This window comes from Komagataeibacter xylinus (genome assembly GCF_004302915.1).
Classification (GTDB): domain Bacteria; phylum Pseudomonadota; class Alphaproteobacteria; order Acetobacterales; family Acetobacteraceae; genus Komagataeibacter; species Komagataeibacter xylinus_C.
Window position 1 is genome coordinate 35524 of sequence record NZ_QQBI01000005.1, and the last position, 14258, is coordinate 49781.

The 14258-nt window shown below is 60.9% G+C and carries 12 protein-coding genes and 1 tRNA gene; 5 read left to right on the top strand and 8 right to left on the bottom strand.

Annotated elements, in window-relative coordinates; all coding sequences use genetic code 11:
• Window positions 1-66: 66 nt before the first annotated feature.
• The 6 genes from DV027_RS04830 to mnmE all read right to left on the bottom strand — a co-directional run bounded on the left by DV027_RS04830 (window position 67) and on the right by mnmE (window position 5759).
• Window positions 67-142 (bottom strand) — tRNA-Lys (locus DV027_RS04830).
• 83 nt (window positions 143-225) lie between these two features.
• Entirely contained in the window at window positions 226-1125 is a 900-nt protein-coding gene (locus DV027_RS04835) for a ParB/RepB/Spo0J family partition protein (protein WP_130730791.1), read from the bottom strand.
• Window positions 1122-1949, bottom strand: coding sequence for a ParA family protein (locus DV027_RS04840; protein ID WP_130730792.1), 828 nt, complete (start codon window positions 1947-1949; stop codon window positions 1122-1124). The genes DV027_RS04835 and DV027_RS04840 overlap by 4 nt, the downstream gene beginning before the upstream one ends.
• Window positions 1942-2568 (bottom strand): 16S rRNA (guanine(527)-N(7))-methyltransferase RsmG, encoded by a 627-nt coding sequence (gene rsmG / locus DV027_RS04845; protein WP_130730793.1) that lies wholly within the window; start codon window positions 2566-2568, stop codon window positions 1942-1944. Before rsmG ends, DV027_RS04840 begins: the two co-directional genes overlap by 8 nt.
• A complete protein-coding gene (mnmG, locus tag DV027_RS04850) occupies window positions 2568-4439 on the bottom strand; it encodes a tRNA uridine-5-carboxymethylaminomethyl(34) synthesis enzyme MnmG (protein ID WP_130730794.1) in 1872 nt (623 codons plus the stop codon). The genes rsmG and mnmG overlap by 1 nt, the downstream gene beginning before the upstream one ends.
• A gap of 12 nt (window positions 4440-4451) precedes the next feature.
• Window positions 4452-5759 carry a tRNA uridine-5-carboxymethylaminomethyl(34) synthesis GTPase MnmE gene (gene mnmE, locus DV027_RS04855; protein WP_130730795.1) on the bottom strand — a complete coding sequence of 436 codons (1308 nt, stop codon included), beginning with the start codon at window positions 5757-5759 and terminating at the stop codon, window positions 4452-4454.
• A 99-nt stretch (window positions 5760-5858) separates the two neighbouring features.
• Between mnmE and DV027_RS04860 the strand changes: the two genes are divergently transcribed.
• Together DV027_RS04860 and DV027_RS04865 are read left to right on the top strand one after the other, a co-directional pair.
• Complete coding sequence (locus DV027_RS04860) at window positions 5859-6311, top strand: methylated-DNA--[protein]-cysteine S-methyltransferase (protein ID WP_130730890.1); 453 nt, start codon at window positions 5859-5861, stop codon at window positions 6309-6311.
• A gap of 30 nt (window positions 6312-6341) precedes the next feature.
• Entirely contained in the window at window positions 6342-7313 is a 972-nt protein-coding gene (locus DV027_RS04865; protein WP_130730796.1) for a quinone oxidoreductase family protein, read from the top strand.
• 139 nt (window positions 7314-7452) lie between these two features.
• Here the strand turns inward: DV027_RS04865 and rho are convergent, their stop codons facing one another.
• A complete protein-coding gene (rho, locus tag DV027_RS04870; RefSeq protein WP_061275141.1) occupies window positions 7453-8763 on the bottom strand; it encodes a transcription termination factor Rho in 1311 nt (436 codons plus the stop codon).
• 396 nt (window positions 8764-9159) lie between these two features.
• Here rho and DV027_RS04875 point away from each other — a divergent pair, with 396 nt between their 5' ends.
• The 3 genes from DV027_RS04875 (at window position 9160) to DV027_RS04885 (ending at window position 12651) form a co-directional block, all read left to right on the top strand.
• A complete protein-coding gene (locus tag DV027_RS04875; RefSeq protein ID WP_242621730.1) occupies window positions 9160-9969 on the top strand; it encodes a glycosyltransferase family 2 protein in 810 nt (269 codons plus the stop codon).
• Between the two features lie 308 nt (window positions 9970-10277).
• Window positions 10278-12029, top strand: a complete 1752-nt coding sequence (locus DV027_RS04880; protein ID WP_130730798.1) for a Hint domain-containing protein — start codon at window positions 10278-10280, stop codon at window positions 12027-12029.
• Window positions 12030-12072: 43 nt separating this feature from the next.
• A complete protein-coding gene (locus tag DV027_RS04885) occupies window positions 12073-12651 on the top strand; it encodes a helix-turn-helix domain-containing protein (protein WP_130730799.1) in 579 nt (192 codons plus the stop codon).
• Between the two features lie 204 nt (window positions 12652-12855).
• On the opposite strand, the gene DV027_RS04890 is transcribed toward DV027_RS04885, so the two are convergent.
• Entirely contained in the window at window positions 12856-14163 is a 1308-nt protein-coding gene (locus tag DV027_RS04890; RefSeq protein WP_130730800.1) for an outer membrane beta-barrel protein, read from the bottom strand.
• Between the last annotated feature and the right edge of the window lie 95 nt (window positions 14164-14258).

Sequence of the window (14258 nt, forward strand, 5' to 3'; positions counted from 1 at the left end):
GCATGATACAAAAAATCCCCACCGGCAGAGCCTTGATGGGGACTTATGTAATCTTATTAAACCCTATGGTGGGCGCACAAGGGCTCGAACCTTGGACCCGCTGATTAAGAGTCAGCTGCTCTACCAACTGAGCTATGCGCCCACAGGGTTACCCTCTCGGGTGAGAGGGCTTCTAGCAGTCACCCCGTTGGGTGGCAAGGGGTTTTTTGAACTTTTTTATACTCCCTAGCGCTGAAGCAGCCGCAGCAGCCCATCAAACTGCTCGAGAGAGCGGTAATCGATCTTCAGGCTCCCACCCTTGCCATCAAAGCTGATCTGCACTTTCAGGCCCAGCCTGGTGGCAAGATCGCGCTCAAGGGCGGTGATCTCGGGATTCCTGGCAGCCTTCTCCCCCTTCTCGCGCGCGGTAGCGGCCTTGCGCTCATGCTGTTTGGCCAGGGCCTCGGTCTGGCGCACGTTCAGCCCCTGCGCCAGCACCACCTTCAGTGCCGCCACCGGATCGGGATGCGCCAGCAGGGCCCGGGCATGACCGGCGGAAAGGCTTTGATGGCGCACCGCATCGCGCACGGGCGGCGGCAGTTGCAGCAGGCGGACCATGTTGGCCACATGCGGGCGCGACTTGCCGATGGCGCCGGCCAGTTCATCCTGGGTCAGGGCATAGTCATCAAGCAGGCGCTGAAGGCCCTCGGCCTCCTCGATGGCGTTGAGGTCGGCGCGCTGGAGGTTCTCGACCAGGGCCGCGGCCATGGCATCGCCATCATCAAGCGGGCGGATATGCACCGGCACGTCATGAAGCCCGGCGATCTGCGCAGCCCGCCACCGGCGCTCGCCCGCAATGATCTGGTAGGTGCCCGGGCGCTGCGGATGGGGCCGGACCAGAATGGGCTGCAAAATGCCGCGCACGCGGATGGAACTGGCCAGTTCATCCAGCGCGCCCGGTTCCATCTGCTGGCGCGGCTGAAAGGGGCTTGGCTCCATGACATCAACCGGCAGGCTGGAAATGGCTTCCGGCGCCTTGCGTCCTTCAACAGCCGGCGCGGCAGGCAGCGCATTGACCTGCTCGCCCAGCAATGCCGCAAGCCCGCGACCCAGACGGGGGCGGCCTGCTTCCTTCTTGGTTTTCACGCGCGTGCCTTCCCTTTATGGCCAGCCGACAGGCCAAGGCGCTGGGCCAGTTCGGTTGCCAGCGCCTGATAGGCCTGGCTGCCCGACGAGCGCTGGTCATAATTCATGACCGGCTGCCCATGGCTCTGTGCCTCGGAGATGCGGATATTGCGGGGAATGAGGGTTTCCATCACCTTGTTGCCAAAGAAGCTGCGGGCATCATCAGCCACCAGTTCCGACAGGTTGTTGCGCCGGTCATACATGGTCAGCACGATGCCATCGAGTTTGAGCGCGGGATTGAGCCCCTTGCTCACGCTGTTGACGGTACGCACCAGCTGGCTGATGCCTTCAAGCGCGAAGAACTCGCATTGCAGCGGCACGAGCACCGACTGCGCCGCCACCAGCGCGTTGAGCGTGAGCAGGCCAAGGCTGGGCGGGCAATCGATCAGCACCACGTCATAATCGCTGCCAATCTGGGCCAGCGCCTCACGCAGGCGGTATTCACGCCCTTCCGCCATGACCAGTTCCAGTTCGGCGCCAGCCAGTTCGGTATCCGCCGCAATCAGCGACAGGCCCGGCACCGCGCTGGCCTGCACCACGCCTGCGGCACGCGCGCCATCTTCAAGCATGGCATAGGTGCCGCTGCTGCGGGCATCATACCCAACGCCCAGACCGGTCGAGGCATTGCCCTGCGGGTCGAGATCGACCAGCAGCACTTTCAGCCCCGAGGTAGCCAGCGCCGCCGCCACGTTGATGGCGGTGGTTGTCTTGCCTACGCCGCCCTTCTGGTTGGCCAGCGCGATAATGCGGGGGGAAGACGCGGACCGGCTTCCCGTATCATTCATTGTTATGGTCTCTGACACGCCTGATATCGCTCAATTCTAGAATCACACCATCCGTATTGGTACGGCTTGGAATCCGGGTTGTCGCCATGTGCCAATCGGCACGGGCCATCGTCAATTCTTCCTCTGCGTTGCGTCCTTTCAGAAACAGGCAGACACCATCGGGCCGCAGGAACCGCGTGCCCCATTCCAGCAGGCGCGACAGGGGTGCGAGGGCCCGGGCCGTCACCACCTGCGCTGGCGGCACCTCGGCCACCTCCAGCCGCTGCGCGCAGACCCGCACCTTCACCCCCGCCACCCGAGCCGCCTCACGCAGGAAGGCGGCCTTGCGCTGGTCGGATTCAACCAGCGTCACATTCGCATCGGTCGCACACGCAATGACCAGACCGGGAAACCCCCCGCCCGAGCCCATATCGACAAGATCCACCCCGCCGGGGAGGATCAGGCTGGCAAGCTGCAGGCTATCGCCGATATGGCGTGACCACAGATGTGGCAGGTCATGGGGGGAGACAAGGTTGATGCGCGCATTCCAGCGCAGCAGCAGGTCGGCATACCGCTCCAGCCGTTCGCCTGTTTCACGTGAAACATCGGCCAGCACCGCTGCGGCGTCGTCGCGCGCCATCAGGCTGCAACCTGGCGCTGGCGGATATGGGCCAGGAGCGCCACAAGGGCTGAGGGCGTAATGCCGGGAATGCGCTGGGCCGCGCCAAAGGTTACGGGCCGCACGCGCGCAAGGCGCTCCTGCATCTCGCTGCTCAGCCCGCCAACCTGCGCATAATCGAGGTCAGGCGGCAGGGTGATGCGGCCTTCGGTGGCAAGCTGGCGGATCTCACGGTCCTGACGGGTAATGTAGCCGCTGTAGCGGGCCTCGGTGGCCAGGTGCCGGGCCACGCGGGGCGGCAGGTCGGCAAACCACGGGGCGATGGAGGCAATCATGGCGGGCGTTGCGTCAGTGGCCAGCACATCAAGCAGCGAGCGCGCGCGCCCGTCTGCCGAGACACTGATCCCGGCCCGACGCAGGAGTTCCGGCGCATAGGTTTCCTGCCCGGCCCGGCGGGTGGCTGCATCAATGGCCGCCCGCTCCGCTTTGAGCCGCGCGGCGCGTGGTGCCGCAACACACCCCCATTCCATGCCACGCGGCGTGAGACGCAGGTCAGCGTTATCGGCCCGCAGGGTCAGCCTGTATTCCGCGCGCGAGGTAAACATGCGGTATGGCTCGGACACGCCCTGCGTGGTCAGGTCATCAATCATGACCCCAATATAGGCATCGCCACGCTCCAGCGTTACCCCTGCCTCACCGGCTGCGTGCCGGGCGGCGTTGATGCCCGCGATCAGGCCCTGCGCCCCGGCTTCCTCATAACCCGTTGTGCCGTTGACCTGCCCCGCCAGAAACAGGCCGGGCAGGCTTTTGAGTTCCAGCGTGGGGGCGAGTTCACGCGGGTCGACATAATCATATTCAACGGCGTAGCCCGGCCGCACGATGCGGCAGTTTTCCAGCCCCGGAATGCTTTGCAGCATTTCAAGCTGCACATGGGCAGGCAGGCTGGTGGAAATGCCATTGGGGTAGACCAGCCCGCCATCGGGGTTGCCGGGCAGGCCTTCGGGCTCAAGAAAGATCTGGTGCGAATCCTTTTGCGCGAACCGCACCACCTTGTCCTCGATGGAGGGGCAGTAGCGCGGCCCCCGCCCCGAGATTGCGCCACCATACAGTGCCGAGAGGTGCAGGTTCTCGCGAATGATCTCATGCGTGCGCGGCGTGGTGGCCGTGATGCGGCACGAGACCATGGGATTGGTGATGGCGTCCGTCATGCGGCTGAAGGGTTCGGGTTCGGCATCGCCCCGGTCTTCGGGCAGGCTGTCCCAGTCGATGCTGTCACGCGCGATGCGGGCGGGCGTTCCGGTCTTGAGGCGACCCATGCGCAGGCCGAGTGCGGCAAGACGTTCGCCCAGCGCGTTGGCGGGCCGATCCCCTACCCTGCCCGCCGGCTCACTGTCATGCCCGACATGGATGGTGCCGCGCAGGAAGGTGCCGGTGGCCAGCACGACGGCACCGGCAGAAAAGACCCGGCCATCCTCACACACCACGCCGCCCACGCGGCCCTGCGCATCGAGCCGCACGTCACCCGCAGCGCCTTCCACAATTTCCAGCCCTGCGGTCTGTTCCAGCAGGTCCTGTATGGCCTGCCGGTACAGCGTGCGGTCCGCCTGCGCGCGCGGGCCATGCACCGCTGGGCCCTTGGAGCGATTGAGCAGCTTGAAGTGGATGCCCGCCCGGTCGGCGGCAATGCCCATCAACCCGTCCAGCGCATCGATCTCGCGCACCAGATGCCCCTTGCCAATGCCGCCAATCGCCGGGTTGCACGACATGATGCCCACCGTATCGCGCCGGTGCGTGAGCAGCAGGGTGCGGGCACCCGTGCGCGCGGCGGCGGCGGCGGCTTCGCACCCCGCATGCCCGCCCCCGACGACAATCACATCATAGGCCCGATCCATCACCCCTTGCTCCTACTTGCCAATACAGAACTGGCCAAACACGGTATCCAGCAGCGCTTCCACATCCACAGCCCCGGTCAGGCGGCCAAGCGCGCGCATGGCCAGCCGCATTTCCTCACCCCGCATTTCCGGCCACGCCAGCGAAAGCGCGCGCCCGATATGGTGCGCCGTCTCCTCGATTGCGGCACGATGGCGCGCGCGGGTCAGCGGGGCATTGGCCCGGCCTGCTGTCAGGGCGCGGGCTTTCTCGGCCAGCACTGTCCGTAGCACATCCATGCCCGCATGGGTGAGAACACTGATGCCAATTGCCCCCTCAGGCGCGTGATGCTGGTCGATCTTGTTGCACACCAGCAGGCCACCCTCTTCCAGCCGGGGCGGAAGGGCGCTGCCAGTAAAGACCTGCACCACGCAATCCGCCTGTTTCACGTGAAACATCGAGCGCCGCACACCCTCGGCTTCAATCTCATCCTCTGTTTCGCGCAATCCGGCGGTATCGACAAGCGTTACCGGCACGTCACCCAGCACGATACGGGTCTCGATCGCATCGCGCGTGGTACCGGCACGGGCGGATACGATTGCCGCATCCCGCCCCGCCAGCTCGTTGAGCAGGCTGGACTTGCCCACATTCGGCTCGCCCACAATGGCAAAGACAAGCCCGCGCCGCAGCCGCTCCGCTCCCGCGCCCTCGCGCAGGTAGGCCGTCATGGTTGCGTGTAGCGCCGTCAGGCCATCAAGCAGGCCCTGCTCCACTTCCGGCGGCAGTTCTTCATCGGGGAAGTCGATCAGCGCTTCCTGATGGGCCAGCAGCGTGCGCAGCCTGTCAGCCCATGCGTGGTACAGGCGGCTCTGCGCGCCATCAACCTGCGCCAGCGCCTGCCTGCGCTGGGCCTCGGTCTCGGCATCGATCAGGTCGGCAATGCCTTCCGCCTGCATGAGGTCGATGCGCCCGTTGCCAAAGGCCCGGCGGCTGAACTCGCCCGGCTCGGCTGGGCGCGCGCCAAGGGCTACGAGCGCATCAGCCACGGCATTGATCACGGCAGGGCCAGCGTGCAGGTGCAGTTCCACGCTATCTTCGCCCGTGTAGCTGTCCGGGCCGGGAAACCACAGCACCAGCGCGCGATCGAGCAGCACGGGCGTGGCGCCCTGCCGGTTCCACAATCCGCGCAGCGAGGCCCGACGGGGCGCAGGCAGGCGGCCACAGAGGCTTTCAAGCATCCGGCCACTCCCCTTCCCGCTCAGGCGCATGACGGCGATTGCCGCGCGCGACAGGCCGCTGGCCAGGGCGAAAATGACCGGGGGAGAGCCATCATTATCCTGCATTCTTGCCTCCATCAGGTCATCATCATTTTGCCGGTGCTGCGAACGGCGTTATCGTTCACCTCTTTGTCCTGATCAAGGTGACTCATGCCACAACTTTCGATGCATTCGCCACTGGCCCCTCTGACCGTCTCCGCCGAGGATGGGCAGATCGTGGCGCTTGACTGGGGCTGGGGCCGCGACCAGGAAGAAACACCCCTGCTCGATAAAGCCCGCTCCTGGCTGGAAGCCTATTTTGATGGCGAGGTCGCGCTGTGCAACCTGCCGCTTGCCCCCTATGGCACGCCAGAGCAGCAGGCGGCATGGCAGTTCATGCAGACCATTCCCGTGGGCCAGCAGGTCAACTGGCGCGATGCCGCCCGCCGGGCAGGCGTATCGCCCGAGACCATTCTCAGTGCCTGCGCCGAGAACCCCATCCCCATTTTCATTCCCTGCCACCGCATCGATTTTGCCGATTGCCCGGATTATGACCCCGACAGCTACCCCGGCGATGAAGGCGCGCGCGACCGGCAGTTCCTGCTTGACCTTGAAACCCTGTCCGCCACCCCGCTTTGAACCCCGCATAGCAGAACAGGAGCCACGATCATGAATACCGTCATCCGCGTGCATGACTATGGGGGGCCCGATGTCCTCCGCGTGGAAACGCTGCCTGTCCCGACACCTGGCCCCGGCGAGGTCGTGCTGCGGCAGGAGGCGATCGGCGTCAATTTCATTGATACCTATTTCCGCAGCGGGCTGTACAAATTCCCCGCCCTGCCCGCCATTCCCGGCATGGAGGGGGCTGGCACCATCACGACAGTGGGTGAAGGCGTAACGGGGCTGGAGGTCGGCATGCGGGTGGCCTACCCCGCAACACCGGGTGGATACGCCACCCTGCGCACCATCGCGGCAGACCGGGTCGTGGTGCTTCCGCCCGATATCACAGCCCAGACAGCCGCCGCCATGATGCTGCGCGGCCTGAGCGTGCACATGCTGCTGCGCGAGGTGTACTGCGTGCAGCCGGGCGATGACATTCTGGTCTATGCGGCAGCAGGCGGCGTGGGGCTGCTCATGTGCCAGTGGGCACGGCATCTGGGCGCGCGCGTGATCGGCGTAGTCTCCACGCCGGAAAAAGCCGCACTGGCCAAGGCCAATGGCGCGGCGGATGTCATCATCGGCACCGACACTGTGACCGAACAGGTCCGCACCCTGACCGAAGGCCGCATGCTGCCCGTGGTGTATGACAGTCTCGGCAAGGCCACGTTCGAGGCCAGCCTGTCCTGCCTCCGGCCACGGGGGCTGATGGTCAGCTACGGCAATGCCACAGGCGCCGTGACCGGAGTGGATGTGGGCACGCTGGCCAGCCATGGCAGCCTTTACCTGACCCGCCCCCTGCTCATGACCTATATCGCCCAGCGCGCGGCCCTTGAGCATGCAGCCCATGAACTGTTTGCCCTTGTTGAGAAAGGCGTGCTGACGCCGCGCATCGGCCAGTCCTTTGCGCTCAAGGATGCGGCACAGGCGCATATCGCGCTGGAATCGCGCAAGACCACCGGCAGCACCATCCTGCTGCCCTGATATAAAGTTTGGGTGCCCCTTTTTTCCAAAAAGGCAGCGTCTTCCGAAGCTTTTAAAAAAAAGCCTCATCAAAAACTTTCAATAAAAAAACCCCGGCCTTTCTGCCGGGGTTTTTGCTCTGGCACCTGCTGTGATGCGATCAGGTATTCATCGCATCAAAGAAGTCGTGGTTGGTCTTGCTGTATTTCAGCTTGTCGAGCAGGAAGTCCATCGCATCCATCGTGCCCATCGGCGCAAGGATACGGCGCAGCACCCACATCTTGGCCAGGTCGGCACGATCAACCAGCAGTTCTTCCTTGCGCGTGCCACTCTTGGTGATGTCGATCGCGGGGAAGGTGCGCTTGTCGGCCAGCTTGCGGTCAAGGATCAGCTCCGAGTTGCCAGTGCCCTTGAACTCTTCAAAAATGACCTCATCCATGCGGCTGCCGGTATCGATCAGGGCGGTGGCGATGATGGTCAGCGACCCCCCTTCCTCGATGTTACGGGCCGCACCGAAGAAGCGCTTGGGGCGCTGCAGCGCATTGGCGTCCACGCCACCGGTCAGCACCTTGCCCGATGAGGGCACGACCGTGTTGTAGGCCCGGGCCAGGCGCGTGATGGAATCCAGCAGGATCACCACGTCACGCTTGTGCTCGACAAGGCGCTTGGCTTTTTCCAGCACCATTTCGGTCACCTGCACGTGGCGGGTGGCGGGCTCGTCAAAGGTGGAGGACACCACCTCGCCGCGCACGGAACGCGCCATGTCGGTCACTTCCTCGGGCCGCTCGTCAATCAGCAGCACGATGAGGAAGACCTCGGGGTGGTTGGCGGAAATGGAGGAGGCGATGCTCTGCAGCATCACGGTCTTGCCGGTGCGCGGGGGGGCTACGATCAGAGCGCGCTGGCCCATGCCGATGGGCGAGACAAGGTCGATCACGCGGGAAGTGAAATCGCGGTTCGGGGTCTTGCCCTTCCCCTTGCCCGTGGGCACCGGGGCTTCAGCGCCACCCACGGCCGAGTTCTCGACTTCCATCTTCAGCCGCCGCTCGGGGTAGAGCGGGGTCAGGTTGTCGAAGTTGATGCGCTGGCGCACGGCCTCGGGCGGCTCGAAATTGATGGCGTTAACCTTGAGCAGCGCAAAATACCGCTCGCCATCGCGCGGGGCGCGGATCTGGCCTTCCACCGTATCACCGGTGCGCAGGCCAAAGCGGCGGACCTGGCTGGGAGAGATGTAGATATCATCCGGCCCTGGCAGGTAATTGGCCTCGGGCGAGCGGAGGAAGCCAAATCCATCGGACAGGATTTCAAGCGTGCCGTCCCCATAGATGGCCTGGTCGTTATCAGCCAGGGTCTTGAGGATCGTGAACATCAGCTCCTGCTTGCGAAGAGATGATGCGTTTTCAATGTTCAGACTTTCAGCATAAGCCAGAAGGTCTGCTGGAGTTTTGGCCTTGAGTTCGGCGAGTTGCATGCAGGATGTGCCTATAAGTGGGCAGTTCACGGAGGGAAAGAAAAGCCAGCAATCAGAGGGACGAAGGCGCGCCACGAAAGGGGCCTGACCATGTTCGGATGAAACGGTTGATGCTGCTTGACTGACAGGAAGGGATTCCATCTGGGCCGGAGCACCATCAGGAATGGTCGCCACAATATGCTTTTCCCCGCCCAAGGTCAAGCTTTTGCACAGCCGGACAGTATTATCTATAGACCGGAAGGTCCATACACACAGCAGGTCCGGCCAGGCATTCTCCGCGACACACGCCGCCTGCGGGCCATTTTTACAGATTGTAAAAGATTATCCCGTCTAGTGCCTGACCTTGCTGGAATATTTTAGGCCCTGAAAATGCATCCCTCCAAGTCCTCTGTGTGCATGATTATCAAAAATGAAGAAGCCCACATCAAGGAATGGGTCTGCTACCACAAGGCACTGGGATTCGATACAATCATTATACTTGATAACAATTCAACTGATAATACCCGCCCTGAAATTGAAAAACTCGGCAGGTTCATGGATGTCAGATACCATTCATGGGAAAAGGAGGACTTCTTTTATCAGATAGATGCTTATAATTTCTGTATTTCGACCTATCGTGAGGAATTCAGATGGATGGCTTTCATTGATTCCGATGAATTTATCGTTCCAAAAAACGACGAGAATATAAACGATTTTCTTGAAAAATATGATGCGTATGATGCCCTGGTTCTCAACTGGGCCATGTTCGGGTCATCAGGCCATATCAATGCGCCCGAAGGATTGATGATGGAATCCTTCACCAGAAGATCGGATGAAAATTTTTACAATACCCGCCATGTCAAAACCATTCTGAACCCCAAAAAAACAAAACACTGCATCAATCCTCATGTTTTTGAAATTGATGGCAGGAGCATCAATGTCCTGCATCGTGAACCGACATGGGAAAAGCCGGGCATAGTCAATCATGGGCCTATCTATGATGAATGCCAGATCAATCATTATTATACCAGAAGCCAGAGCGAGTGGATTCGTAAAATAAAACGCGGGTATCCCGACATGGATACATCAGCATTTGACAATGACAAGATCATGGAAGGTTTCCGCTATGCTGACCTGAATGATGTTGTCGATGTATCAGCCCTGCGTTTTTTAAAACGGACAAAAGAAATCATTTCCGCAGTCAATCTTTTATCCAGCCTGTCATGAGCGGGCAGGGCGTGCACCGCATACCTTTCAGAAAAGCGGCCGTTTTCAAAGCTTTTTGAAAAAAGCTTTGCCAAAAACTTTTTTAATTACAGTTACTTATGAAGTCTTCACCCCGAAAGATCGCCCTCATGACTTCACATGAGCGGTCCCCTCCATCCTGCCTCAGACTCAACTTTTCAGACAGGTATTCATATCATGCTTGCAAAAAGCAATCATAACCAGATCTTTAAATAAATATTATTCATTGGAGCATATTCTGCACATTCCAGAAGAAAATATTCCAGCCATCCCAATTCAGGAGCATGAATATGTCCGATGTTCTCGGCGTTTATTATGGAACAGGCAACACCGTAACCGAAAGCGGCTCATATACACTGGACCCAGGGGGCGTGCTCGGCCTTCTTTCGCCTGCGGCCATGACCGTCTCCTCTCCAGACGGCAAGCCCGTCGATGCGACAATCAACTTCGCGGGCCTGCTTGACCTGCCCGTCACCGCCGCTGCCTCTTTTACCGTCACCGCTGAAAAGAATACGGTCGTGACAGTCAGCGCGGGCGCCGTAAACACGCTGACCACAACCACCCTTGATGCAAATGGCGGCACGGTGGCGCTGGCTGGCGGCCTGCTGAACGCGGCAAGCGGGGTGACAATCAACCTGACAAATGGCGGCACATTCAACGGGTCTGGCATCATTTCCGCCCTGGCGGGCGCCACCATCAACTTTGGCAGCGGTGGCGGCACGCTCAACCTTGCCGGTTCCGACACGGGGCTTGCGCTGCTGTCGGGCGCATCCATCAATAACTTCGGCAGTGGTGATTCCATTATCGTGGAGAGTGATGGCACCCCCGCAACGGTAACCGGCGTCAGCTATGATAGCCTGCTTGGTTCTTCCACCCTCACCTTCTCCAACGGGGATACGCTGGCGCTTCAGGGCCAGTATCAGGACACCAACCCGCAGGCCGCCGGTTACGTCTCCACCGTAGCCGATGCGGATGGGGAAGGCACGGTCCTGGTGTGCTTCCTCGCCGGCTCCATGATCCGCACCCCGGATGCTGACATCGCCATTGAAGACCTGTGCGCGGGCGACACCATCATCACCATGGTGAATGGCGCGCCACAGCCCCGCACCATTACATGGGCCGGCCGGGCGCATGCCATGGTTCACCCCGGACTGCCCGATGATGAAGCAGGCTACCCGGTCCGTATCCTCAAGGATGCCATAAGCGCGGGCGTGCCCTACAAGGACATGCTGATTACGGCGGAGCACTGCCTTTATTTCGAGGGGCGGTTCGTGCCCGCCCGCATGCTCGTCAATAACACGTCCATTTTCTACGATCGCACGATCACGTCGTATGATTACTACCATATTGAAACGCAGGAACACGCGGTCATCATCGCTGATGGCATGATGACCGAAAGCTATCTTGATACCGGCAACCGCCGTGCCTTCCGCCAACAGGGCAATGTCGTTCTGCTCGGTGGCAGCCGCAACCTGACATGGGCGCAGGCCGCCGCACCGCTTGACGTATCGCCGGGCTTCGTCGAGCCGCTGTTCCGCCAGATCGCGGCCCGCGCCGCTGCTTCAGGGCATGAACCCCAGGCACAGGCCGCCACCATGACGGACGAGGCCGACCTGCACCTGATGACGCAGGCTGGCGTCATCATCCACAAGATGCGCGAGGCAAACGGGTTTGCCTTCTTCATGATCCCGCCGGGGGTGGAGAGCGTACGCATCATGTCCCGCACCAGCCGCCCGTCGGACACGATCGGCCCCTATATTGACGACCGCCGCCAGCTTGGCGTTCTGGTCAAGGACATCAAACTGTTCGAAGGCAGCATGGCCCGCCCCATTACCACCCACCTTGCCCATGAGGCGCCCGAGGGCTGGCATGATGGCTGGTACGCACCCGAAAATGTTCCCTGCCGCTGGACAGACGGGCAGGCCACCGTGCACCTCGGCGCCCGGCACCCCACGCTCATGGGGCTGCTCTGCCTCGAAATCCTTGCAGGTGGCCCCTATGTCATCAGCGCCACGCCCCAGCCGCAGTCCCTGACAGCATGAGAGAGGATCCCTGCGCCCCTGGGCGCAGGGACCGACCAGCCATATGAATGCACCCTTTACCCTCAAAGCCGGACAGATCTGGACCGGCGCGCCGCCCCGCCGCGAAATACGTGGCATTGACGAAGTGGGGGAAACCCAGGTCTCGTTTCACAAACAGACCTCAAGGCGCCGTTTCCTGACCTATCAGACCACGACGATCATGGGATTTCGCAAATGGATCCAGCAGAGTCAGGCCATCTCCAGTGATGGGCTGAGTGCTGCCAGCATGCATGGGTTTTCCCCATCACGTGAAATCGGGCAGCGGATCCAGCTCCTGCGCAAGGCGGCGGGGCTGAGCCAGCAGGAGCTGGCCAACATGCTCGGGGTCTCGCGTACTGCCGTTGGTTTTTGGGAAACGGGGCGCCCCAACAGGATCAGCAGGCATGTGCCCCGCATCGCAAAGATTTTTGGTATCAGCGAGGAAGTTTTCCTCAATGGGCAGAGCAGCGAAAAAACCCAGATGTCCGTTACAAGGGACGAGGAAAATATCATCAACCTCTACAGGGCCCTTCCAATAGATGACAGGCTCCAGGCGATAAAACGCATGGAAATGCTTTATAAGAGGCACCTACATTCTTCGTAAGGCATTACAGGACTTGAAAAACAAAGCGTCTTCCAAATATTAGAGACTGTCTGAAAAGTCAGCCCCACAGACATCCAGAAATCATAAGAAAGTTTTTGGTGAAGCTTTTTTCAAAAAGCTTCGAAGAACACCGCCTTTTTGAAAAAAGGCAGCACCCAAAAACTTTTATCATTTTTTATCAATGAGCTGTTTTCAAACAGTCTCTTAAAACCCGATCACCGCATCCCCGCCAAAGGTGAACATGCCGTTATTGCGCCCGCCATTGAACGGCGTGGTGCCATTGAGCGCCCGGTCAAAGCGGATTTCGGGCCGCAGCATGAACACGCGCACATGGTGGCCAATCTGCGGGCGGTAGCTCAGCCCCAGCGTCATTTCCCCATAGGTAGTGCCATGACTCGAGGCCTGCGGCCCCGGCACCACCTCGCCCCCCGTGCCCGCCAGGGCCTCCATGTAGGAATTGTTCCCCCGGAAGGTAGCCACCATGGCGTTGTTGTTGTCACGATAGATCTCGCCACGGTAGTTGAAGGTCAGGTCGCGGTTGATGCGATAACTGAGGAAGCTGATGAAGCTCTCCGCATCCACGCCTGCAAACTGCCCGCGCGCGCCCATGCCGCGCGTGCCTTCATCATGCAGGTAATTGAACTCCGCCGTCAGGCTCAGGCGTTTGTTGACCTGGTAATAAGCACTGACATCGTTCCAGAAACGCTGGGTGTGATCGGCTTCGTAATGCCCGATGTCACGCCAGGCATTTTCCGGCCCGACCCGGCTCAGTTCCACGATCTTCAGCCTGCCATGGGCCAGATTGTTCAGGTTGAAGCCAAAATAGCCCGCGGGCGCATTGTTGTTATCCGCATGGCCGAAAGATGTCTGGTTGCCGGTATCGATCCCGAACGTCACGTCAACCATCGGCGTCACATGCCAGTTGAACATGGCCCCGATATGTTGGAACGGCACCGAATATTCAGATGTATAGGCCAACGTGTAGAAAGGGCGCGAGGTGGGGTCCAGCCCTTCCACCCCCATTGGGGCCTGCAATATGCCCGCCTGCATGTCCAGCCCGCCGCGGGTGGCCCATGGCAGGTGCACATCCATATGCGCCTGTGCCGGAATGAGCTGGTAACGCGCGTTCCATTCCCGGTCACTCACGCCAAGCAGCTGGTAATAGCGGGCATCCGAGCCGTACATCCCTTCAAGCGTGAAACCGACCTGATAGGTATTGCGGGTGGAATCGATGGCTTTGGCAAGCGTGAATTCCGCCTGGTTCAGTTGCACCTGATTGGCGTGGTCGGCAAAGAAATCACCAAAATTGTAGCCGGGCTGGGGGCGGGCGGGGTTGGCCATGATGCCGCCTTCGATCTGGCCCGTCAGGGTCACGCCGCCAAGCCAGCGCGTGAAACCCGTGTCATGCCCCAACCCCGAGAAAACCTTGACCTGCGCCCGCGCCCTGCCTGAAACGCCGGTAAAAAGGCAGGCGACCACCAGAAGGCCCCAAACCCGGTGGTGTGATTTCATGATCGGTTTTCCCCTCCGGCACCTGCCGACAGCGCCAGGGCCTGTGCAGCCCTGTCCGGCAATCATGAAATTTCTTTTATTTTATTTTCCGGCAG